At 71.6% G+C, this 22,385-nt stretch carries 20 protein-coding genes; 5 read left to right on the top strand and 15 right to left on the bottom strand.

From position 1 onward, the window contains the following. Positions 1–9: 9 nt before the first annotated feature. Together BU52_RS10330 and BU52_RS10325 are read right to left on the bottom strand one after the other, a co-directional pair. On the bottom strand, positions 10–267 hold the full coding sequence (locus BU52_RS10330) for a hypothetical protein (RefSeq protein WP_037931703.1): 258 nt from the start codon (positions 265–267) through the stop codon (positions 10–12). Between the two features lie 75 nt (positions 268–342). Next, positions 343–1,224, bottom strand: a complete 882-nt coding sequence (locus BU52_RS10325) for a DUF4429 domain-containing protein (protein ID WP_037931701.1) — start codon at positions 1,222–1,224, stop codon at positions 343–345. Between the two features lie 162 nt (positions 1,225–1,386). Between BU52_RS10325 and BU52_RS10320 the strand changes: the two genes are divergently transcribed. Next, positions 1,387–2,931 carry a beta-N-acetylhexosaminidase gene (locus tag BU52_RS10320; protein WP_407702034.1) on the top strand — a complete coding sequence of 515 codons (1,545 nt, stop codon included), beginning with the start codon at positions 1,387–1,389 and terminating at the stop codon, positions 2,929–2,931. Positions 2,932–3,122: 191 nt separating this feature from the next. On the opposite strand, the gene BU52_RS10315 is transcribed toward BU52_RS10320, so the two are convergent. From BU52_RS10315 to BU52_RS10270, 11 genes are all read right to left on the bottom strand, one after another. Next, positions 3,123–4,895, bottom strand: coding sequence for an IucA/IucC family protein (locus BU52_RS10315; protein WP_037931697.1), 1,773 nt, complete (start codon positions 4,893–4,895; stop codon positions 3,123–3,125). Continuing rightward, positions 4,892–5,440: a GNAT family N-acetyltransferase gene (locus BU52_RS10310; protein ID WP_037931694.1), complete on the bottom strand. Its 549-nt coding sequence runs from the start codon at positions 5,438–5,440 to the stop codon at positions 4,892–4,894. The genes BU52_RS10315 and BU52_RS10310 overlap by 4 nt, the downstream gene beginning before the upstream one ends. After that, a complete protein-coding gene (locus BU52_RS10305) occupies positions 5,437–6,729 on the bottom strand; it encodes a lysine N(6)-hydroxylase/L-ornithine N(5)-oxygenase family protein (RefSeq protein ID WP_037931691.1) in 1,293 nt (430 codons plus the stop codon). Before BU52_RS10305 ends, BU52_RS10310 begins: the two co-directional genes overlap by 4 nt. Then, entirely contained in the window at positions 6,713–8,155 is a 1,443-nt protein-coding gene (gene desA / locus BU52_RS10300; protein WP_037931689.1) for a lysine decarboxylase DesA, read from the bottom strand. Before desA ends, BU52_RS10305 begins: the two co-directional genes overlap by 17 nt. 156 nt (positions 8,156–8,311) lie before the next feature. Further along, complete coding sequence (locus BU52_RS10295) at positions 8,312–9,187, bottom strand: siderophore-interacting protein (protein ID WP_037931686.1); 876 nt, start codon at positions 9,185–9,187, stop codon at positions 8,312–8,314. A 37-nt stretch (positions 9,188–9,224) separates the two neighbouring features. Continuing rightward, complete coding sequence (locus tag BU52_RS10290) at positions 9,225–10,274, bottom strand: ABC transporter substrate-binding protein (protein ID WP_037931683.1); 1,050 nt, start codon at positions 10,272–10,274, stop codon at positions 9,225–9,227. Between the two features lie 94 nt (positions 10,275–10,368). Beyond that, a complete protein-coding gene (locus BU52_RS36240) occupies positions 10,369–10,521 on the bottom strand; it encodes a hypothetical protein (protein WP_235216305.1) in 153 nt (50 codons plus the stop codon). 62 nt (positions 10,522–10,583) lie between these two features. Further along, the gene (locus BU52_RS10285; protein ID WP_037932130.1) at positions 10,584–11,744 is read right to left on the bottom strand and encodes an acyl-CoA dehydrogenase family protein; all 1,161 of its coding nucleotides are present in this window, start codon (positions 11,742–11,744) and stop codon (positions 10,584–10,586) included. Positions 11,745–11,749: 5 nt separating this feature from the next. Then, positions 11,750–12,697 carry a hydroxymethylglutaryl-CoA lyase gene (locus BU52_RS10280; protein WP_037931680.1) on the bottom strand — a complete coding sequence of 316 codons (948 nt, stop codon included), beginning with the start codon at positions 12,695–12,697 and terminating at the stop codon, positions 11,750–11,752. Then, on the bottom strand, positions 12,694–14,700 hold the full coding sequence (locus tag BU52_RS10275; RefSeq protein WP_037931677.1) for an acetyl/propionyl/methylcrotonyl-CoA carboxylase subunit alpha: 2,007 nt from the start codon (positions 14,698–14,700) through the stop codon (positions 12,694–12,696). The genes BU52_RS10280 and BU52_RS10275 overlap by 4 nt, the downstream gene beginning before the upstream one ends. Positions 14,701–14,726: 26 nt before the next feature. After that, on the bottom strand, positions 14,727–16,343 hold the full coding sequence (locus BU52_RS10270; RefSeq protein WP_037931674.1) for a carboxyl transferase domain-containing protein: 1,617 nt from the start codon (positions 16,341–16,343) through the stop codon (positions 14,727–14,729). Positions 16,344–16,430: 87 nt separating this feature from the next. On the opposite strand from BU52_RS10270, the gene BU52_RS10265 reads away from it, so the two are divergent. After that, positions 16,431–17,039: an SACE_7040 family transcriptional regulator gene (locus BU52_RS10265; protein ID WP_037931671.1), complete on the top strand. Its 609-nt coding sequence runs from the start codon at positions 16,431–16,433 to the stop codon at positions 17,037–17,039. A 47-nt stretch (positions 17,040–17,086) separates the two neighbouring features. On the opposite strand, the gene BU52_RS10260 is transcribed toward BU52_RS10265, so the two are convergent. Further along, on the bottom strand, positions 17,087–18,769 hold the full coding sequence (locus BU52_RS10260) for an alpha/beta hydrolase (protein WP_078903190.1): 1,683 nt from the start codon (positions 18,767–18,769) through the stop codon (positions 17,087–17,089). A gap of 310 nt (positions 18,770–19,079) precedes the next feature. On the opposite strand from BU52_RS10260, the gene BU52_RS10255 reads away from it, so the two are divergent. From BU52_RS10255 to BU52_RS10245, 3 genes are read left to right on the top strand one after another with little or no spacing between them, the layout of a single operon-like run. Then, positions 19,080–20,237, top strand: coding sequence for an acyl-CoA dehydrogenase family protein (locus BU52_RS10255; protein ID WP_004931138.1), 1,158 nt, complete (start codon positions 19,080–19,082; stop codon positions 20,235–20,237). 35 nt (positions 20,238–20,272) lie between these two features. Next, positions 20,273–21,175, top strand: a complete 903-nt coding sequence (gene tesB / locus BU52_RS10250; protein WP_037931668.1) for an acyl-CoA thioesterase II — start codon at positions 20,273–20,275, stop codon at positions 21,173–21,175. A gap of 60 nt (positions 21,176–21,235) precedes the next feature. Further along, entirely contained in the window at positions 21,236–21,514 is a 279-nt protein-coding gene (locus BU52_RS10245; protein WP_037931665.1) for a hypothetical protein, read from the top strand. 57 nt (positions 21,515–21,571) lie between these two features. Here BU52_RS10245 and BU52_RS10240 read toward each other — a convergent pair whose 3' ends face one another. Next, the gene (locus BU52_RS10240) at positions 21,572–22,366 is read right to left on the bottom strand and encodes a phosphatase (RefSeq protein WP_037931662.1); all 795 of its coding nucleotides are present in this window, start codon (positions 22,364–22,366) and stop codon (positions 21,572–21,574) included. Positions 22,367–22,385: the final 19 nt, after the last annotated feature.

Raw genomic sequence — 22,385 nt, 5'->3', positions numbered from 1 at the left:
GCGTAGTTCCTAGCCGTAGACGATGCGGCGCAGCTGCCGGAGCGAGAGCTCGGGCGGCGCCACCGCTCGGTATCTGAGGTCCGCCTCGATCCGTTCGAAGATCGCCGCGTTCACCAGGCCCTGGGCCTGGAGTTCGCGGTGGCGGCGACGGACGTACTCCTCGGTCGTCTCGTCGAAGTAGGCGAGCACGTCCTGGATCACACGCAGCGCCTCGCCCCGGCTGAGGGGCGTGGACCGCGTCAGGTGATCAACAAGTTCGTCGTGCACCCGATGATCCTGGGGTACCGGAGGCTGTTTCGCAAGAATCGTGCCCGATTTCGGGCAGGCGGTGCTGGGCGGGGGCTACATGCGCTTGAGGATCGCCTGTTTGGCGAGGGTGAACTCCTCGTCCGTGAGCACCCCGGACCGGTGCAGCTCGCCCAGTTCCCGCAGCCGGCGCAGCAGGGCGTCGTGGTCGTCCTCGCCGGGGGAGGGCGCCGGCTGCCGGCCGGCCTCCGGTTCCGGGGCGTGCTCGCCCGCGGGGGCGGCGGGGTGCGGCAGACGGGCCTGGACGGCGGCGGCGACGAGCGCCATCAGGGGGTCCTTCTTGAAACCCCACAGCTCCACCGAGTGGGGGTCGTACTTGGCCGGGGCCTTGGTGGGGGAGTTCCGCACGAAGAAGCGCAGGTGCCCGTTCTCCAGGCCGGCCGCCGGCTGCCACTCCACGCCGGCCAGGTCCGTCACGGCGAGGGTGCGGGGGCCGGCGGCGGCCTTGGCGTCCTCCGTCTTCCAGTTCCACTCGAGCCGGACGCGCTCGCCGTCGAAGCTCGCCGTGCCGTCCCCGGCGGACACCGACAGCGGCACGGACGGGCCGGGCAGGAGGTACTCGGTCACCGGGTCGGAGGGGACCTGGTCCAGCAGCAGCGCGGTGCGGACCTCCTCCGTGAAGTACTCGGCGACGCCGTAGCGGTCGGATTCGACGACGAGCCGGTAGGGGTCGTGCGGCTCGGTGAGCCGGCCCCCGGCCGCGTGCAGCAGTGGATCGGCGCCGTCCCGCAGCCGCAGCCTGAGCTGCCCCGCCCTCTTGCCCTGTTCGAACGAGATCCCCGCCAACGCGCCCAGGGGCAGCGTCAGTTCACCCAGGGTCCTGCGGAGCAGGCCGACGTTCTTGTCCCGTCCGGGAGTCAGTCGCAGGGCCTCCCCGTCGAACGTCCACGTACCGTCCTTCTGGATGATTTCCACCATGGGGTGATTGTTTCACCGGAACTGCGGGAGAGTGGTCCATACCCTGTCCGGTTTCCCTTGCGGAGCCACGGAGTTGAGAAGGGAGCGCGTGTGAGACGGCAACGACGGCACCACGGAACGACTCCCCGTACCACCCGCCTGCTCGGATCCCTGCTGCTGGTCATGGCGGCCGGGAGCGTCATGGTGGGAGCGGCCCCCGCGCAGCGCGAGAGCGCGCGGGACACGACCCCCGTTCCCCTGGACCGGGTGATCCCGGCCCCCGCCTCGGTGGACCCGGGCGGATCCCCGTACCGCATCACCGAGGACACCCGGATCCGGGTCGACGGCTCCCGCGAGGCCCGCCGGGTCGGCGAGTACCTCGCGGACGTCCTGCGGCCCTCCACCGGCTACCGGCTGCCTGTCACCGACCACGGCAGGGGCGGCATCCGGCTCCGGATCGCCGAGGGCCCCTACGGCAGCGAGGGTTACCGCCTGCACAGCGGCCGCTCGGGCGTCACCCTCACCGCCGCCGGGCCCGCCGGGCTCTTCCACGGGGTGCAGACCCTGCGCCAGCTGCTCCCCGCGGCCGTCGAGGAGGACTCCGAGCAGCCCGGTCCCTGGCTGGTGGCGGGCGGCACCGTCACGGACACCCCGCGCTTCGGCTGGCGCGGCGCCATGCTCGACGTCTCCCGGCACTTCTTCTCCGTCGACGAGGTCAAGCGCTACATCGACCAGATCGCCCTGTACAAGATCAACAAACTGCACCTGCACCTCAGCGACGACCAGGGCTGGCGCATCGCCGTCGACTCCTGGCCGCGCCTGGCCACCTACGGGGGCTCCACCGAGGTCGGCGGCGGACCCGGCGGGTACTACACCAAGGCCGACTACAAGGAGATCGTCCGCTACGCCTCCTCCCGTCATCTCGAGGTCGTCCCCGAGATCGACATGCCGGGCCACACCAACGCCGCCCTCGCCTCCTACGCCGACCTGAACTGCGACGGCGTGGCACCCCCGCTCTACACGGGCACCAAGGTCGGCTTCAGCTCGCTGTGCGTCGGCAAGGAGATCACGTACGACTTCGTGGACGACGTGGTGCGGGAGACCGCCGCGCTCACGCCCGGCCGCTACCTCCACATCGGCGGTGACGAGGCGCACTCCACGCCGCACGAGGACTTCGTGACGTTCATGGACCGGGTGCAGCCGATCGTCGCGAAGTATGGCAAGACCGTGGTCGGCTGGCACCAGTTGACCGGCGCGGAACCGGCGGAGGGGGCGCTCGTCCAGTACTGGGGCCTGGACCGCACCAGTGACGCGGAGAAGGAGCGGGTGGCGGAGGCCGCCCGCAACGGCACCGGACTGATCCTCTCCCCGGCCGACCGGGCCTACCTCGACATGAAGTACGACAAGAACACGCCGCTCGGGCTGTCCTGGGCGGGGTACGTCGAGGTGCGGCGGTCCTACGACTGGGACCCGGGGACGTATCTGCCGGGCGTGCCGGCGTCCGCGGTGCGGGGCGTCGAGGCGCCGTTGTGGACGGAGACGCTGTCGGAGTCCGGGGAGCTGGAGTACATGGCCTTCCCCCGGCTGCCCGGGATCGCCGAGCTCGGGTGGTCGCCGGCGGCCGCGCGGGACTGGGAGGACTATCGCGTGCGGCTGGCTGCGCAGGCTCCGCGCTGGGATGCGCTGGGGATGGGTTATTACCGGTCGCCGCAGGTGCCGTGGTCTTGACGGCAGTGAGCCGGCTGCCGGCCGGTGGGGGCTGGTCGCGCCCACGCGGCGGAGCCGCATGTCGGCACAGCCCCGCGCCCCTGGGATGTTGAGGCTGGGGCGCTCATGGCCTCGGGGCGTTGCCCCTGAGGCATACGTGCTGACGGGTACCCCGGAGGACCGCACTCCGGGGTACCGGCCTGTTCGAAGGGTCAGAAGTCCGCGAGGGGGTTCCTCAGCGTGCCCACCAGCTGGAGGGCGCCGGACGGGTCTGTCAGGTCGACCATCTGCTTGTTGTCGCGCAGCTGGAGGCGATTCAGGCAGGACAGGGCGAACTCGGGGGCGAACATGTCGTACCGGGCGAACCGGTCGGCCAGTTCCGGCACCGACGCCTGGTACTCCCGGGTGACCTCCGCGACCGTGCGCCAGAAGCCGTCCTCGTCCAGGACGCCCTCCTCGGCGAGGTTCGCGGCGAGGAAGCGGAAGAAGCAGTCGAAGACGTCCGTGAAGACCGACAGGAGCTTGGTGTCGTCCGGGACCTCGACCCGGATGCGGGAGACCTCCGGCGGCAGCACCGCGTCCGGGTCCATCACCGCGATCTCCTCGGCGATGTCCTTGTAGACCGCCCGCCGCACCACCCCGTCCTCCAGCACCAGGATCACGTTCTCGCCGTGCGGCATGTACACCAGGTCGTAGGCGTAGAAGCTGTGCAGCAGCGGGACGTAGTACGCCCGCAGGTAGTGCCGCAGCCACTCGGCCGGGGCGAGCCCCGAGCGCTCGATCAGCGCGCCCGCGAAGGACCTCCCCTCGTGGTCGACGTGGACCAGGGAGGCCATGGTGGCGAGCGACTCGCCGTCGCGCAGGGACGGCACCGGGCTCTCCCGCCACAGTGCGGCCAGCATCTTGCGGTACGGCGAGGAGCGGTCCGTGGCCCGCTCGTACTCCAGGTGCCGGTAGCCCACGGCGGCCCGCTCCCGGATGATCGACAGTCCGGTGCCGCGCAGCACCGGGTCGTTCTCGATGAGCCGCGCCAGCCAGTCGTTGATGGCCGGGGTGGCCTCCATGTAGGCGGCGGACAGTCCCCGCATGAAGCCCATGTTGAGGACGGACAGCGCGGTCTTCACGTAGTGCTTCTCCGGGTGCGACCGGTTGAAGAACGTGCGGATGGACTGCTGGGCCAGGTACTCGTCGTCGCCCTCGCCCAGGCAGACCAGGTGCCGGCGGGCGACCTCGGCGGCGAAGGTGACGGACAGCTTGTTCCACCACTGCCAGGGGTGGACGGGGATCAGGAGGTACTCGGCGGGGTCGAGGCCCTGGTCGCGCAGCATGCCGTGGAAGCCCTCGACGGTCTCCCCGCCCAGCTCCTCCCGGATGAACGAGGCGTACTCGACCCCCGCGCCCGCCGTGAACGCGGCCCGCGAGCGGTGCGCCGCCAGCCACACCAGCCTCACCGGGTTGGCGGCCTCCGGCGCGTACGCCAGGTACTCGTGGATGCCGAAGCCGAGCCGCCCGTTGTTGGCGACGAAGCAGGGGTGGCCCTCGGTCATGCCGGTCTCGATGGCCTGGAAGCCGGCGTCGACCAGCTCGGCGGCTGTGACCTGCGGCTTGGTGAGCTTGTAGCAGGTGCCGGAGAGAGTGGAGGAGATCTCCTCCAGGTACACCGGCAGGACCTCGTCGCTCAGGCCCAGGGACTTCTGCAGCTCGATGAAGAAGTCGAGCGCGGCGAGCGGGAGTTCGGCGCCGTCGCGGTGACGGGCGATCGAGTCGGCGTCGATCTGCCAGTGGTCCAGGGCGCGCAGCCTCGCCGTGAAGGTGTACCGGGTCAGGCCGTCGTCGCTGCGGACGGCGTACCCGCCGTCGCCCGTGGGCTCCGGCGTGACGATCCGCTCGTGGGCGAACTCGGCCAGCGCCTTGCGGATCAGGAGGCGGTTGGCCCGCGCCCAGCGGTGGGGGGACAGGTGCGCCACGGCGTCGGACGGGGTCATGCGGTCACTCCTCGGGCGGTGGCGGCCTCGAACTGCTCGCGCGTGCAGAAGCTCAGCAGCGCGCGCTTCTCCGGCTTGTCGATCTCACGCTCGGGCACGAAGCCCACGGCCGCGTTCAGCGCGTGCACGGCCTTGTTGCCCACGTCCGGCTCGACCACCACGCGCCGGGTGGCCGGGTCGGCGAACAGCTCGCGCATCACGGCGGTGATGACGGCCCTGGTGAAGCCGTGGACCGGCCGGTCGGTCGGCGCGACCAGGAAGTGCATGCCGACGTCACCGGGCTCGGGGTCGTACAGGCCGGCGAGTTCGACGTACCGGGGGTCGTACTTCTCCATCAGGAATGCCGGTTCGCCGTCGTGCAGGCCCAGGTAGGCGTGGTGGTGCTCGTGGGCGGCGATCCGCAGGTACTCGCGCTCGACGTCCTGCAGATCCGCGTCCTGCATCATCCAGAACGCCGCCTTGGGATCGGTGACCCAGCGGTGCAGCAGCTCGGCGTCCTTCAGCGGGTCGAGGGGGCGGACGGTGAACGTGCCGATGCCGCTCATACGGCGAACTCCTGGAACGCGACGGCCTTCTCGACCGGGTAGTACTCGGTGCCCAGCAGCTCGCGGATGATGGACGCGTTCCGGTACGGGCCCATGCCCAGGTCGGGGCTGGTGATGCTGTGCGTGTGGACGCCGGCGTTCTGCAGGAAGACGCCGCGGCCGGTGACGTCGATGGCGTAGTTGCGGGCGACGTCGAAACGCCCGTGGCCGTCGAAGCGGAGCCGGTCGCGCACCGGGTCGAGGAAGGCCGGCGGCTCGTAGTGGTAGCCGGTGGCCAGCACCAGGCCCTCGGTGCGGATCCGGAAGTCCTTGCCCTGCTCGTCCTGGTGGAAGCCGAGCGTGTACCCGCCGTCCTCGTACCGGGCCGTGGTGAGCGTGGAGTTGGTGAGAAGCCGGGTGGGCAGCGGCCGGTCGCCGCGCTCGACGGTCTTCTGGTACAGCAGGTCGAAGATCGCGTCGATCAGCTCCGAGTTGATGCCCTTGAACAGGCCCTTCTGCTGCTTCTCCAGCCGGTAGCGGGTCTCCTCGGGCAGCGCGCGGAAGTAGTCGATGTAGTCCGGGGACGTCATCTCCAGGGTCAGCTTGGTGTACTCCAGCGGGAAGAACCGCGGGGAGCGGGTGACCCAGTTGAGCTCGTAGCCGTGGACGTCGATCTCGGAGAGCAGCTCGTAGTAGATCTCGGCGGCGCTCTGTCCGCTGCCGACGACCGTGACCGACTCCTTCGTCAGGAGCTCCGCCTTGCGGTGCACGTACCGCGCGGTGTGGAAGAGGCCGCCCTCCAGTCCGCGGCACGGCTCCGGGACGAACGGCACGGTCCCGGTGCCGAGCACCAGGTGCCGGGCACGGTACGTCCGCCCGGCCGCCGTCGCCACCGTGTACAGCCCGTCCCCCTCGTCGTACGTCACCTCGGTGACCGTCGTGCCGAAGCGGATGCTGCCGAGCTTGCCGGCGGCCCAGCGGCAGTAGTCGTCGTACTCGACCCGCAGCGGGTAGAAGTTCTCCCGTATGTAGAACGAGTACAGCCGGCCCTTCTCCTTCAGGTAGTTGAGGAAGGAGTACGGGGACGTCGGGTCGGCCAGGGTGACCAGGTCCGACATGAACGGCGTCTGGAGGTGGGCGCCGTCGAGGAACATCCCGGCGTGCCACTCGAAGTCCGGCTTGGACTCCAGGAAGACGCCGTTCAGCTCGTCGATGGGCTCGGTGAGGCAGGCGAGGCCGAGGTTGAAGGGGCCCAGGCCGATCCCCACGAAGTCGTAGGTGGCGTCCGGGGCTTCAGCAAGCGCGGTCAAGGGACTCTCCCAGGTACTGCTCGGCGTGGCCGGCGATCAGATCGAGGACGGCGGTGATGTCGGCCGTCGTGGTCTCGGGGTTCAGCAGGGTGAACTTCAGGTAGTGGCGGCCCGCCACCTTGGTGCCCGCGACCACCGCGTCACCGGAGGCGAACAGGGCCTTGCGAGCGTGGAGGTTGGCGTGGTCGATCTCGGCGGGGTCGGTGACGGCCGCCGGGACGTAGCGGAAGACCAGGGTGGAGAGGGCCGGCTCCACCACGACGTCGAAGCGGGGGTCGGCGGCCAGCAGTCTCCAGCCCTCCGCCGCCAGGTCGCACACCTCGTCGAAGAGCCGGCCGATGCCGTCGGCGCCCATGACGCGCAGCGTCATCCACAGCTTGAGCGCGTCGAAGCGGCGGGTCGTCTGCAGGGACTTGTCCACCTGGTTGGGGATGCGCTCGGTCACCATGCGGCGCGGGTTGAGGTACTCGGCGTGGTAGGTGGCGTGTCGCAGCGTGGCCGCGTCGCGGACCAGCACGGCCGACGAACTAACCGGCTGGAAGAAGGACTTGTGGTAGTCGACGGTGACGGAGTCGGCGTGCTCGATGCCGTCGATGCGGCCGCGGTGCTTCAGCGAGGCGAGCAGTCCGCAGCCGTAGGCGGCGTCGACGTGCATCCAGGCGCCGTACCGCTCGCACAGCCCGGCGATCCCGGGCAGCGGGTCGATGGAGCCGAAGTCGGTGGTGCCGGCGGTGGCGACGACGGCCATGGGGACCAGGCCCGCTTCGGCGCAGCGCTCCAGTTCGCGGGCGAGGGCGACGGTCCGCATGCGCTTGTCGTGGTCGACGGGTACCGCCACCACGGCGTCCGGTCCGAGGCCCAGCAGTTTCGCGGACTTCTGCACGCTGAAGTGGCTGGCCTCGGAGGCGAAGACGCGCAGTCTCGCCAGGTCGTCGGTCTTCGCCTCCTCGCGGGCCAGCAGCAGTGCCTGGAGGTTGGACTGGGTGCCGCCGGAGGTGAACACACCGTCGGCGGCCGGGCCGAGGCCGATGCGTCCGGTCGTCCAGTCGATGATCTTCCGCTCGATCAGGGTGCCGCCGGCCGACTGGTCCCAGGTGTCGAGGGAGGAGTTGACGGCGGAGAGCACCGCCTCGCCGAGCACGGCCGGGATGACCACCGGGCAGTTGAGGTGGGCGAGGTAACGGGGGTGGTGGAAGTAGACCGCGTCCCGGAGGTAGACGTCCTCCAGCTCGTCCAGCACCGCGGCGGTGTCGTGCAGTGGCTGGTCGAGGTCGATCGCGTCGATGCGCGGGGCGAGGGCGTCGACGGTGATACCGGTGAACGGCCGTTCGGTGGTGGCGAGTTTGGCGGCCACCCGCTCGACTCCTTGGGTCACTGAGCGTCGGTAGTGCTCCGCGGTGGTGTCGTTGAGCAGGTGCGAGCGCATGGGGGGTCCTCCGGTGGGGACGGTCCGGTGCGAGGAGCGGATGCCGCTGGGCGATACTTAGGTTAGCCTAACCTAAATTTCAAGGGGAGGGCCGGTTTCAGCCGTGACCGTGATCACTCCGGTGGCGGAGTGATGGAGCCTCAACCGTCGTCTCTTTCAGCCCTGTTCGCGCAGCTGCTCCTCCGTCAGCCCCCGTCGCCAGTAGCCCACGAACGTCACCCGCCGGCGGTCGACGCCGCGTTCGCCGACGAAGTGGCGACGCACCTGCTTCACGCAGCCCGCCTCCCCGGCGATCCAGACGTACGGCTGTGCGGCGGGCGGGAGTTCGGCGGTGCGGAGGCTGTCCAGCGCCATGGGGGAGCCCTCGGACCGGCCAACCGGCCCCTCCCGGACGAACCAGGTGATCTCCGCCTCGGCGTCGGTCGCCAGGTCCTGGACGTCCCCGGGGTGCGGCACCTCCAGCCACACCTGGGCGCGGGTACCGGCCGGAAGGCTCTCCAGGGCGGCGGCGGTGGCCGGCAGGGCGGTCTCGTCGGCCCAGAGCAGCACCAGGTCGGTGTCCTCGGGCGGCCGGAAGCGGATCGCGCGGTTGTCGGCGACCGCGGGGCCGAGCAGCAGCACCCGGTCCCCGGCGGCGGCACGGGCGGCCCAGCGGGAGGCCGGGCCCGCGGCGGACGCGCCGGCCTCCCCGGTGACGCCGTGCAGCACGAAGTCGACGTCGATCTCGGTGGTGCGCCCCCAGGCGTCCGCGCGCAGCGCCCGGAGCGTGTACGAGCGCATCACCGCCCGTACGTCGTCGGGCAGTTCGCGCCAGCCCTGCCACCATCCGTCACCGAGTTCCAGCGGCACGGCGGGCTCGTTCTGCCCGGGGTGCGGCAGGAACAGCGACAGGGACTGGTCGCGTCCCGCGGAGCGGAAGTCGCGCAGTTCCGGGCCGGTGAAGGTGACCCGGACCAGGGACGGGCCGAGCCGCCTCGTCGCTGCGACCTGGAGGGCGAAGAAGCGGAACGGGGCGGCTACGGCGGTGGTCACGTGTGGCTCCCGGGGAGGAGGGCTCTGTCAGGGACGGTCAGGCGACCTTCTTGGCCTTCTCGATGGCCTCGGCGAGGCTGTCCACCAGCGGGGCGCACTTGTCGTAGGACAGGATGGGCTCGGCGGAACGCGCGATGACCTGGCCGGCCTTGACGGCGGGGAGCTTCTTCCAGGTCGCCTCGGTGATGTCGGCGGGCTGGATGGCCGAGGTGCGGTCGTCCATCATGATGAGGTCGGCGGGGTACTTGTCGACGTTCTCCCAGCTCAGGCTCTCGAACCAGCCGCCGCCCTCGGCCTTGGCCTTCTCCGGCGGCTCGACGAAGTTCACGCCGAGGGCCTTGAAGTACTCCAGGTCGACGGAGAGGTTGGTGCCGGAGACGTAGAAGAGCTCCGGGCTCGCGGAACCGGCCATCACCCTGATGCCGGGGTTGGCCTTGACGGCCTTGCGCAGCCGCTCCGAGGCCTCCTCGAACCGCTTCTTGGCCTCGGTGGCCTTCGCCGCCTTCATGTCGCCGCCCAGGGACTCGGCGAGCTCCCACATCCGCTGGAGCGGGCCGGTCAGCTGACGGTCGTACACGGAGATGCCGACGCTCGGGGCGAGCTTGGCGATCTTCTCCTTGGACGCCTCGGGGACGTACCAGAGGGTGCCGGCGTCGTCGAACATCGTGGAGATCAGGACGTCGGGGGCGAGCGTCGCGTACTTCTCGACGTTGAACTGGTCCCAGACGTTGCCGAGAACGGTCACCTTGCTGACGTCCATGTCGCCGGCCTGGACGTCGGCCTTGCCGTCCTTGGTCTTGGTCGGTCCGAAGACGCCCTTGACCTGCACGCCGTAGTCGTACAGCGCGGCGGCCACACCGGTGAACGCGACGATGCTCGCGGGTACCTTGTCGAGCTTCACCGTGGTGCCGCGGTCGTCCTTGAAGGACCAGGGGCCGGACTTGGCGTCGCCGCCCGCCGAGCCCGAGCCGCCGTCCTTCGCGTCGTCGTCACCGCAGGCGGTGAGCACGGCGCCGAGTCCGAGGGCGCCACCGGCGGCGAGCAGTCCCCGACGGGAGAAGCGGGCGGCGGTTCTGGCGTTCGACATGGGTGGATCTGCTTTCGTGCGTACGGAGCCTGCCTCGGCTGGGATCAGGATTAGGTTAGCCTAACCTCATGATCTGTCCAGAGGGCGCCCGGTGTCAGTCCCTGCCGTACCGGAGGAAGGCGGACGTGTCCACCGTCCAGGGACCGAACGGGACTCGGTCCCCGAAGATGTACCTCCAGGCTCCCTCCAGGCGCTCGGCGAGAGCCCCGAGCTCCTCGGCGAGCGCGCGCATCTTCGCGTAGGCCATGGCCTCAGCGTGCGAGGCGGAACGCCGGTCCGCGCCGCGACGGCGCGGACCGGCCCCGGGGCTCAGCCCGTCAGCCCCAACTCCCGTGCGATCAGCATCCGCTGGACCTCGCTCGTGCCCTCGCCGATCTCCAGGATCTTCGAGTCGCGCCACATGCGGGCCACCGGGTACTCGTTCATGAACCCGTAGCCCCCGTGGATCTGCGTGGCGTCCCGGGCGTTGTCCACGGCGACCGTGGAGGAGTACAGCTTGGCCAGCGCCGCCTCCTTCTTGAAGGGCTCGCCCGCCACCAGCCGGCTCGCCGCGTCCCGCCAGGCGAGGCGGGAGGTGTGGGCCTTCATCTCCATGTCGGCGATCTTGAACTGGATCGCCTGGTTGGCGCCGATCGGGCGGCCGAACGCGTGCCGCTCCCTGGCGTACTTCACCGACTCGTCCACACAGCCCTGCGCCAGCCCCGTGCCCAGCGCCGCTATGGCGATGCGGCCCTCGTCCAGGATGCGCAGGAACTGGGCGTAACCGCGGCCCTCCTCACCGAGCAGGTTGGCGGCCGGCACGCGCACGTCCTGGAAGGACAGTTCGCGCGTGTCCGAGGCGTTCCAGCCGACCTTCGAGTAGGGAGCCGCGACCGTGAAGCCCGGGGTCCCCGACGGGACGATGATCGCCGAGATCAGCGGCTTGCCGTCCGGCTTGCGGCCGGTGACCGCCGTGACCGTGACCAGGCCCGTGATGTCCGTGCCGGAGTTGGTGATGAAGCACTTCGTGCCGTTGATCACCCATTCGTTCGTCGACTCGTCCAGACGCGCCGTCGTGCGGGTCGCGCCGGCGTCGCTGCCGCCGTCGGGCTCCGTCAGGCCGAACGCGCCCAGGATCTCGCCCGAGCACAGCCGGGGGAGCCACTCGCGCTTCTGCTCCTCGGTGCCGAAGAGGTGCAGCGGCATCGCGCCGAGGGAGACCCCGGCCTCCAGGGTGATGGCCACCGAGGAGTCGACCCGGGCCAGTTCCTCCAGGGCCACGCCGAGGGCGAAGTAGTCGCCGCCCATGCCGCCGTACTCCTCCGGGAACGGCAGGCCGAACAGGCCCATGCGGCCCATCTCCCGCACGATCTCGTAGGGGAACTCGTGCCGCTCGTAGAAGTCACCGATCTTCGGCGCCACCACGTCGTGCGCGAACTCCTCGACGGTACGGCGGAGTTCTTCCAGTTCGGGGGAGAGCTTGTGGTCCATGGTCGTCACGACTCCTGGTGGGAGAGGGCTCGTACGGTGCGGGACGGGCTGGGTCGGCCCAGGTGGGCGGCCATCCAGACGCTCGTGGCGACCAGACGGCCGAGGTCGACCCCGGTGTCGATGCCGAGGCCCTGCAGCATCCACACGAGGTCTTCGGTGGCGAGGTTGCCGGTGGCGGACTTCGCGTAGGGGCAGCCGCCCAGTCCGCCGGCGGAGGCGTCGACCGTGGCGACGCCCTGCTGGAGCGCGGCCAGCGTGTTGGACAGGGCCTGGCCGTAGGTGTCGTGGAAGTGCACGGCCAGCGCCGCCACCGGGACGTCCGCCCCGGTGAGCGCGGAGAGCAGCGCCGTCACATGACCCGGGGTCGCCACCCCGATCGTGTCGCCCAGGCTCAGCTCGTCGCAGCCCATGTCCAGCAGGGCCCGGCACACCCGCACCACCTGGCCGACGGGGACCGCGCCCTGCCACGGGTCGCCGAAGCACATCGAGAGGTAGCCGCGGACGTGCACGTCCCGTGCCTTCGCCCGCGCCACCACCGGTTCGAACATGGCCAGCGCCTCGTCCACCGTGCGGTTGAGGTTGGCCTTGGCGAAGGACTCCGTGGCGCTGGCGAAGACCGCCACCCGCCGGACGCCCAGCGCGAGCGCGCGGTCCAGGCCGCGCTCGTTCGGCACCAGGACCGGCAGCTCCACCGGCAGATCGGACACCGCCGGGTACAGGTCCTCGGCGTCCGCGAGCTGGGGCACCCACGTGGGGTGGACGAAGCTCGTCGCCTCGATGGTGGTCAGACCGGTCCCGGCCAGCCGGCGGACGAACTCCGCCTTGACGGCCGTGGGGACGGTCGCCTTCTCGTTCTGCAGGCCGTCGCGCGCGCCCACCTCGTGGATGCGCACGCGCGCGGGCAGGCCCTCGGCCGGTACGGCCATGGGCAGGCCCAGTTCCGGGGCGTTCATGCCGTCTCCTCCGTCACGGGCGCGATCACGGCCAGCACCTGGTCCATGGCGACCGTCGTGCCCGGGGCCACGTCCAGTTCGGTGACCGTGCCGGCATGCGGGGCGGAGATGACGTGCTCCATCTTCATCGCCTCCACCACCAGCAGGCTCTGGCCCGCGCTCACCTCGTCGCCGACGGCGACCTTCACCACCGTCACCGTGCCCGGCATCGGCGCGGTCAGCGAGTCGGCGCCCGCCTGACCCGCCCGGGTGAGGGACGCGGCGACCGGGTCGTGATCGCGCACGTGCCAGACGTCGCCGTCACGGCCGAGCCAGGTGCCGTCCGCCGCGGTGGCGAAGCTGTGGACGACGCCGTCGAGCGCGAGGGTGAACCGGTCGCCGCCCACCGGTCCCGCGGACCCCCGCAGCGGGGTGCCGGACCCGGGAAGCAGCAGTTCCGTGCCGCCGTCCGGCGTGCTGCGCACGCGCACGGTCACCGGGTCCCGGCCCGCCGCCCGCAGGTGATGCGCGGTCCACGCCCGCGCGCCGCCCAGGCGCCAGCCGTCGGCCGTGTCGAAGGGATCGGCCCAGCCGGACCCGCCGGCGGGCGCGAGGCGGGCCTGCCGCAGCAGTGCCGCCGCCGCGTACGCCTCCGCCGGCACCTCGTCCGGTACGAGCCCGTCCACCGCACGCTCGACCAGCCCGGTGTCCATGTCGCCGCTGACCACCGCCGGGTGCGCGAGCAGCCGCCGCAGGAACCCGGCGTTGGTCTGCACGCCCAGCGTGACCGTCTCCGCGAGGGCGGCCCTCAGCTTGCGCAGCGCGGTCGCGCGGTCGGGGCCGTACGCGATCACCTTGGACAGCATCGGGTCGTAGAGGCTGCCGACCTCCGTGCCCTCGCTCAGCCCGGAGTCGGTGCGCACGCCGTCGCCCTGCGGCTCGTGCAGCTTCAGCACCGTGCCCCCGGACGGCAGGAATCCGCGGGCCGGGTCCTCCGCGCAGACACGCGCCTCGACGGCGTGGCCGGTGAGCCGGACGTCCTCCTGCCCGAACGGCAGCGGCTCGCCCGCCGCCACCCGCAGCTGCCACTCCACCAGGTCCAGGCCCGTGACCAGCTCGGTGACCGGGTGCTCCACCTGGAGGCGGGTGTTCATCTCCATGAAGTAGTACGACGAGGGGTCGTTGCCCGGGACGATGAACTCCACCGTGCCCGCGCCCCGGTAGCCGCAGGAGCGGGCCGCCTGGACCGCCGCCTCGCCCATCGCGGCCCGGGTCTCCTCGTCGAGGAGCACACTGGGCGCCTCCTCGATGATCTTCTGGTGGCGCCGCTGGAGCGAGCACTCGCGCTCGCCCAGGTGGACGACGCCCCCGTGCCCGTCGGCCAGCACCTGGATCTCGATGTGCCGGGGGCGGTCGATCCACCGCTCGACCAGCAGGGTGTCGTCACCGAAGGAGGCGCGGGCCTCGCGGCGGGCCGCGGCGATCTCCTCGGCCAGCTTCGCCGCGTCCCGCACCAGGCGCATGCCCTTGCCGCCGCCGCCCGCCGAGGGCTTCAGCAGCACCGGCATGCCGATCTCCCGGGCCGCGTCGGCGAGCTGCTCGTCGGTCAGCCCGCTGCCGCTGGAGCCCGGCACGACCGGGACCCCGGCCGCCCGCACCGTCTCCTTCGCGCGGATCTTGTCGCCCATCAGGGAGATCGCGTCGGCCGGGGGCCCGATGAACACCAGCCCCGCCTCGCCGCACGCCCGCGCGAATCCGGCGTTCTCGGCGAGGAAGCCGTACCCGGGGTGGACCGCCTGCGCGCCGGTGCGTGCGGCCGCCTCCAGCAGCCGCTCCACCGACAGATAGCTCTCCGACGCCGCCGCCGGGCCGATCCGCACCGCCGTGTCGGCCTCCCGGACGTGCCGGGCGTCGGCGTCCGCGTCGGAGTACACGGCCACCGAGCGCACGCCCATCGACCGCAGGGTGCGGATCACCCGGACGGCGATCTCGCCCCGGTTGGCCACCAGCACCGTCTCGAACATCTGCTCTGTCATCGTCAGGGGTCCCCTCACATCCGGAAGACGCCGAACTGAGGGTCACTCAGTGGCGCGTTGGCGCACGCGGTCAGGGCCAGGCCCAGGACCTGCCGGGTCTCCATCGGGTCGATCACGCCGTCGTCCCAGAGGCGGGCCGTCGCGTAGTAGGCGCTCCCCTGACGCTCGTACTGGGCGCGGATCGGGGCCTTGAAGGCGTCCTCGTCCTGGGCCGGCCACTCCTCGCCGCGCGCCTCCATCTGGTCGCGCTTCACGGTCGCGAGGACCGAGGCGGCCTGCTCACCGCCCATCACCGAGATCTTGGCGTTGGGCCACATCCACAGGAAGCGGGGGGAGTACGCCCTGCCGCACATCGAGTAGTTGCCCGCCCCGTACGACCCGCCGACCACCACCGTCAGCTTCGGCACGCGCGTGCAGGCGACCGCCGTGACCATCTTGGCGCCGTGCTTGGCGATGCCGCCCGCCTCGTAGTCCTTGCCCACCATGAAGCCCGAGATGTTCTGCAGGAACACCAGCGGGATGCCGCGCTGGTCGCACAGCTCGATGAAGTGGGCGCCCTTCTGGGCGGACTCGGCGAACAGGATGCCGTTGTTGGCGACGATGCCCACCGGGTGGCCGTGGATCCGCGCGAAGCCGGTGACCAGGGTCTGCCCGAACTCCGACTTGAACTCGGCGAAGCGGGAGCCGTCCACCACGCGCGCGATGATCTCCCGTACGTCGTAGGGGGTGCGGGAGTCGACCGGCACCACCCCGTACAGCCCGGCGGGGTCCACCTTGGGCTCGACGGCCCGCTCCACCTGCCAGGGCAGGGACCCGCGCGCCGGGAGCGTGGAGACGATGGTCCGCACGATCCTGAGCGCGTGCGCGTCGTCCTCCGCGAGGTGGTCGGTCACGCCGGACACCCGCGAGTGGACCTCGCCGCCGCCCAGCTCCTCCGCCGTGACCACCTCGCCGGTGGCCGCCTTCACCAGGGGCGGGCCGCCGAGGAAGATCGTGCCCTGGTTGCGCACGATCACCGCCTCGTCGCTCATCGCCGGGACGTACGCCCCGCCCGCCGTGCAGGAGCCGAGCACCGCCGCGATCTGCGGGATGCCGGCCCCGGACATCCGGGCCTGGTTGTAGAAGATCCGCCCGAAGTGGTCCCGGTCCGGGAACACCTCGTCCTGCATCGGCAGGAAGGCGCCGCCCGAGTCCACCAGGTAGACGCAGGGGAGCCGGTTGTCCAGGGCCACCTCCTGCGCGCGCAGGTGCTTCTTCACCGTCATCGGGTAGTACGTGCCGCCCTTGACGGTGGCGTCGTTGGCCACGACCACGCACTCGCGGCCGGCGACCCGGCCGATACCGGCGATCACACCGGCCGCCGGGGCCTGCCCCTCGTACATCCCGTCGGCCGCCAGCGGGGCCAGCTCCAGGAAGGGCGAGCCGGGGTCGAGGAGGGTGTCCACGCGGTCGCGCGGGAGCAGCTTCCCGCGCGCGGTGTGCCGTGCCCGCGCCCGCTCACCGCCGCCGAGTGCCGCCGCGGCCAGCTTGCCGCGCAGCTCCTCGACGAGGGCGTGGTGCGCCTCCTCGTTGGCCCGAAAGGCCTCCGACGCGGGATCGGCCGCGCTGTGAAGCTCCGGTGCCTCATGCATCCTGCGGGTCCCCTCACGTTGTTAATGAGCGTTAACGCATTTCCTCCAGGTTAACGAGCGCTAACCTCGCTGTCTAGAATCGTCTTCATGGCCACCAGAACCGACGCCCCCACCCGCCGTGAGCAGATCCTCAGGGAGGCCGCCCGGCTCTTCGCCGAGCGCGGGTTCCACGGCGTCGGGGTCGACGAGATAGGCGCCGCGGTCGGCATCAGCGGACCCGGGCTCTACCGGCACTTCGCGGGCAAGGACGCGATGCTCGCGGAGCTGCTCGTGGGCATCAGCGGCTCGCTGCTCACCGGAGCGAAGCGGCGCCTGACGGAGGCGGACGGGGTGGCCGGCCCCGGCGCGGTCCTCGACTCGCTGATCGAGGGGCACATCGACTTCGCGCTCGACGACCGCCCCCTCATCACCCTGCACGACCGTGAGCTGGACCGCCTGCGGGACAGCGACCGCAAGCTCGTGCGCCAGCTTCAGCGGCAGTACGTGGAGCTGTGGGTGGAGGTGGTCCGCGAGGTCTATCCGGGCCTGGCCGAGCCGGTGGCCCGCTCGGCGGTCCACTCGGTCTTCGGCCTGCTCAACTCCACCCCGCACCTGGGCCGCGCCGGCTCCCTGCCCGGCCGGGGGGCCACGGCGGCCCTGCTGCACCGCATGGCGAGGGGTGCCTTCGCGGCGGCGGCAGCGGACGGCGTGGGCTGACCCGTGCCCGGTCCCGCGCGCCTCGGTCCCGCGCGGGACCGAGGCTCTCACTTGCCCGGTGGGACGGCGTCCGGCGCGGGGGCGTCCGGGGTGGAAGCCTCCGTGCCGGGGGCGAACGGCTGGACGTCCTGATCGCAGACGGCGCCGCGGGGCGGCAGCGCTCCGGCGAGGAAGTAGCGGACCTCGTGGTCGCTGACGCACTGGCTGGGATTCAGCAGAGCGGTGTGCCCGTAGCCGCGGACGGTGATGAGGCGGGCATGGGCCAGGCGCCCGGTCAGGGACACCGCCTGCGGGTACGGGGTGGCGGGGTCGTAGGTGGTGTTGACGGTGAGCAGAGGAGGGGTGGGCCGGTTCCACGGCCCGGTGTAGGGCGCGGCCGCCCGGGCGGGCCAGGTGGCGCACGGCTCGGAGAGCCACGTCCAGTACCGGCCCACGTCGCCGGACCGGGCGTGGGCGTACTTCTCGAAGGCGGGGTACAGGCGGGTGTCGCGCGGGACCGGGCTCTCCGAGCACTGCACCGCGTACGGCGGCTCGATCTCCGGGTACACGGGCGGCTGGGCGGCGGGGGACCTCCCGGGGGTCACGGATTTCCCGGCGGCCGTGGAGGTCTCGGACGCCCCGGACGGGCCGTCGGGTGCCGAGGGTGAGGGGGCGCGTCCTTCCCAGAGGGCCTGGAGGAGTCCGGCCAGGTCGGTCCACCCGGGATCGACGAAGTAGAGTCCCTCGACGACCGCGGCGACGGTGGCCGCGTAGGTCCACTCGCCCTGCGGCTGCGCGGCCAGGCGGCGCAGCAGCCGTTCGAACTTGTCGCGGGTGGCCCGCGGGGTGCCCGCGGAGAAGGCGCAGCGGTCCGTCGTGGTGCGGCCGCACAGGTCGAGGAAGCGGGCGAGGGTCTGCGCGGACCCGACGTCGGCCCGCGCGCGCAGGTCCGTGGGCAGCGGTGGGGACGGTCTCGTCCAGGTGACGGGATCGACGCCGCCGTCCAGGACCATGGCCCGTACGGAGCCGGGGAAGAGGTTGGCGTAGGTGGCGCCGAGGAAGGTGCCGTAGGAGACGCCCAGGTAGTTGAGCCCCCGTTCGCCCACGGCCTGGCGCAGCAGGTCCAGGTCGCGGGCGGTGTCCGCGGTGGAGACGTGCCGGAGCAGGTCCGGCACGCGCTGCTGGCAGAGCCGGCCCAGTTCCGCGAAGGCGGAGATCCACGCCGCCCGTTCACGGGCGCCCACGGGGAAGCCGTCGGGCACCCGCGCGCTCCAGGCCGCGAACTCCTCGGCGCTGGTGAAGCACCTGACGGCCGTGGAGCGTCCGACCCCGCGCGGGTCCCAGCTCACGATGTCGAACCGCTCGCGCAGTTCCCGGGGGAAGGCCTCGTACGCGACGGGCAGCGCCGCCGTACCGGCCGTGGCGTTCCCGGGGCCGCCTGGGTTGAAGAACAGGGAGCCGGCGCGGTGGGCCGGATCGGTCGCGGGCCGTCTGATGACGGCGAGGTCGATCGTGCGCCCCCCGGGGTGCCGGTGATCGAGCGGCACCTCGGCGGTGGCGCACTGGAACCCGGGCGCGTAGGAGCAAGGGCTCCAGTCCAGACGGGGCACCGCCGCTGCCACCGTTCCCACCGCCGTGCGCCCGGCGGTGGCGGTGGCGGGGGCCGCGGTGGCCAGGACGCAGGCGGCGGCCGCGGCGGCGACCGCGCCCCGCCGCCGTGCTCTTCGCCGTGCTCGTGGGAGAGATGACATGCGGGTGACCTTCCTCGGCCCCGGTCGGCAGCCGGACCGTGAGCTGCGGTGTCCGCGAACCGGACTGTTCGCAGCCTGCGCCGACACCGCTCCCCTCGCCCGGTGGGTGAGCCGTCCGGGCGACCGGGGGAGAGAGTGACGAGGGTTACGGCGGAGGGTGTCTGGACGCACCTTCCTACTCGCCGGTACGGTTATCTCTGAGCAAGCGCTTAGCCATGGGCTGGAACCATCAACTGAGGGACCCGACGGCGAGCAACCAGGTACGCGAGAGCGGCGCCGGTCCAGGCGCGGAGAAGGGTGGGTGGCGGCGGTGCGCCGTACTGTTTTCAACGAGGACCACGAGGCGTTCCGGGAGACCATCCGCGCCTTCATCGAGGCCGAGGTCGTCCCCGTCTACGACGAGTGGTTCGCGGCGGGCCAGGCGCCCCGCGACTTCTACTACAAGCTCGGCGAGCTGGGCATCTTCGGCATCAGCGTGCCCGAGGAGTTCGGCGGCGCGGGCATGGACACCCACAAGTTCGAGGCCGTCCTCTACGAGGAGACCGCCCGCGCGGGCGTCCAGTTCGGCGGCTCCGGCGTGCACGTGCTGCTCGCCCTGCCCTACCTCAAGATGCTGGCCACCGACGAGCAGAAGAAGCGGTTCCTGCCGAAGTTCGTCTCCGGCGAGGAGATGTGGGCCATCGCGATGACCGAGCCGGGCACCGGCTCCGACCTCGCGGGCATGAAGACCACCGCCAAGCTCAGCGAGGACGGCACCCACTACGTCCTCAACGGCGCCAAGACCTTCATCACCGGCGGCGTCCACGCCGACAAGGTGATCGTCTGTGCCCGCACCGCCGCCCCGACGGCCGAGGACCGCCGCCACGGCATCTCCCTGTTCGCCGTCGACACCAAGTCCGAGGGCTACTCGGTCGGCCGCAAGCTCGACAAGCTCGGCCTGAAGACCTCCGACACCGCCGAGCTGGCGTTCGTCGACGTCAAGGTGCCCGTCGAGGACCTCCTCGGCGAGGAGAACAAGGGCTTCTACTACCTCGGCCACAACCTGGCCTCCGAGCGCTGGGGCATCGCCTTCGGCGCCTACGCGCAGGCCAAGGCCGCCGTCCGGTTCGCCAAGCAGTACGTGCAGGAGCGCACCGTCTTCGGCAAGCCGGTCGCCCACTTCCAGAACACCAAGTTCGAGCTGGCCGCCTGCCAGGCCGAGGTGGACGCAGCCGAGGCCGTCGCCGACCGTGCCACGGAGGCCCTCGACGCGGGCGAACTCACCCCCGCCGAGGCCGCCAGCGCCAAGCTGTTCTGCACCGAGGTCGCGCACCGCGTCATCGACCGCTGCCTCCAGCTGCACGGCGGGTACGGCTACATGAACGAGTACCCGATCGCCCGCCTGTACGCGGACAACCGTGTCAACCGCATCTACGGCGGCACCAGCGAGATCATGAAGTCGATCATCGCCAAGGACATGGGCCTGTAAGGTCCCGGAAATCCCTGCCGTATACAACTGACCTCATGAGTCAGGCACTTCAGGAGCTCCTCGATCTGCTCGACCTCGAGCAGATCGAGGAGAACATCTTCCGCGGCCACTCCCGCCCCGCCGTCGTCCCCCGCGTCTTCGGCGGGCAGGTCGCCGCGCAGGCGCTCGTCGCCGCGGGGCGGACCGTCCCCGAGGACCGGCCCGCCCACTCCCTGCACGCGTACTTCCTGCGCTCCGGCGACCCCGGCGCACCGATCGTCTACACCGTCGACCGGATCCGCGACGGCCGCTCCTTCACCACCCGGCGGGTGGTCGCGGTCCAGCACGGCAAGCCGATCTTCCACCTGTCGGCGTCCTTCCAGACCTACGAGGAGGGCCTGGACCACCAGGAGCCGATGCCGCCGTCCCCCGACCCGGACACGCTGCCCACCTCGGAGGACCGCCTGCGTGGCTACGCCCACCTCGCCCCCGAGGTCGTGGACCGCTTCCTGGAGGCACGCGCCGCCGTCGACCTGCGCTACGTGGACGAGCCGCCCTACGGCCGCTTCGGCGAGCCCCGCGCACCGCACTCCCAGGTGTGGTTCCGCACCAACGGCAAGCTCGCCGACGACCCCCTGCTGCACGTCGTCCTCGCCACGTACGTCTCCGACATGACGCTGCTGGACTCCGTCCTCCTCGCCCACGGGCGCGGCGGCTGGGCCGTCGGCGACGTGGTCGGCGCGTCCCTGGACCACGCCATGTGGTTCCACCGCCCGTTCCGCGCCGACGAGTGGCTGCTGTACGACCAGCAGTCCCCCTCGGCCCACGGCGGCCGGGGCCTCGGCCAGGCCCGCATCTACACCCAGGACGGCCGCCTCGCGGTCTCGGTCATCCAGGAGGGCGTGGTCCGCGTCCCGCGCGGGGCGCGGGAGCCGGTGCGCGGGGGCCGGGAGACGTAATGCCCGGTGCGGCTGGGCAGTGATTGTGTCGACGTTCCGCAATCAAGCCGAGGGGGGACCGTGCCCACCAGCGCGAAGGATCTGGTCGAGAAGGTCGTCAAGCAGCGAGCGGCTTACGAGCGCGACCAGAAGGCGAAGCCCCATCCCGACAACATCAGACTGCTCCAGATCGACGCCGACATCGCCCTGGCCCGGAGCAACCTCGAACTGGCCGAGGCCCTCAAGGCCTCGGCCGACGCCAGGAGCAGGAGCAGCGGCGCCCTCAAGGACGCCGTCGGCGCCCTGGCCACCAAGGTCACGGCCCTGACGGCCAAGATCGCCGAAACCGGCAAACGCTGAGCCGAGGGCTCGCGACCGTCCCGGGCCTGCGTCACACCCCGCGCCCGGGACGGGTCCTCAGCCGATCCCGATCCCCGCCTCCGCCAGCAGGTACGCCGTCATCGGGTCGTAGTGGCGGGGGCTGGTGACGTGGTCGTCGAGGGGGACCGTCACCTGGACGGTGCCCTCGGACTCGGCGAGGAAGAGGGCCGGGTCGTTGCAGTCGGCGTAGCCGACGGAGTCGACACCGTACTGCCCGGCCGCGCCCGCCCAGCCGTGGTCGGCGACGACCAGGTCGGGCAGCGGGCGGCCCCCGCGCTCCAGGGCGGTCAGGATCGCCTTCATGGGCTCCCCGGAGTGGGTGTGCCACAGCGTGGCGCCGTGCTCCAGCACCGCGACGTCCGCGAACTGCATCACATAGCCCTCGTCCGTCGTCAGCCCGTCCGGGATGACGACGATCTCGCAGCCGGCCGCCCGCAGCGCGGCCGCCGTCGCGCGGTGGACGTCGAGCAGCCCGCCCGGGTGGCCGGTGGCGAACAGCACCCGCTGCCGTCCCTCCGCCGCCTTGCGCAGCCGTCCCCCCATCCGCTCAAGGCCCGCGACGGTCAGCTCCGGGTCGATGGTGTCCTGCCCGTACCGGTGCTCGGGATCGTCGTTGACGCCGACCCGCTCCGCCATCACCGCGAGCACGTCCTGCTCGTCGCTCCAGCGGTCGCCGAGTTCCAGGCCGAGCCAGTAGTGACGGTCGCCGTTCGCCAGCTTGCGGTAGTGGGAGAGGTTGTTCTCGCGCGGCGTGGCGACGTCGCCCGCGATGCGCGTGGCGACCAGGTGCTCGACGAGTTCGACGCGGCTGGGTGTCCCGGATATCGGCATGCCCCCCATTGTGGAGCAG

This window comes from Streptomyces toyocaensis, from assembly GCF_000725125.1.
GTDB classification, from domain to species: domain Bacteria; phylum Actinomycetota; class Actinomycetes; order Streptomycetales; family Streptomycetaceae; genus Streptomyces; species Streptomyces toyocaensis.
Note: the sequence above shows the minus strand (reverse complement) of the source record. Positions and strands in the feature narration are given on the sequence as shown.